The organism is Psychrobacter sp. TB20-MNA-CIBAN-0197, from assembly GCF_040309765.1.
Lineage (GTDB): Bacteria > Pseudomonadota > Gammaproteobacteria > Pseudomonadales > Moraxellaceae > Psychrobacter > Psychrobacter submarinus.
In genome coordinates this window covers 1-247 of sequence record NZ_JBEOPC010001161.1, presented here as the reverse complement: position 1 = coordinate 247, position 247 = coordinate 1, and the positions used below count along the sequence as shown (strand labels likewise).

Genomic DNA, 247 nt, shown 5'->3' with positions numbered 1-247 from the left:
GTGCGGCATGCCGCAGACGCCACGGCCGCTGGCGACCAGTTGCATCATCATCACCGTCAGCTCGGAAGTGCGCACCTGCGCCGGTTCGATGTCGGCCGGTTCGAGGAAGCGGGTGAAGATGTCCAGGCGATCGCGCTCGACCGGGTAGGTGATCAGCGTTTCCGTCAACAAGTCTTCAGGAACGATGGACGGCTTGCTCGCCAGCGCATGCTGGTTGGCCACCGCGAGCATGGCTTCGTAGGTGAAC

Annotated in this window: 1 protein-coding gene; it reads right to left on the bottom strand. The window is 63.6% G+C overall.

Annotated elements, in window-relative coordinates:
- A partial coding sequence (locus AAEY83_RS17575) for a LysR substrate-binding domain-containing protein (RefSeq protein ID WP_351061245.1) occupies positions 1-247 on the bottom strand: 247 nt, incomplete at both ends.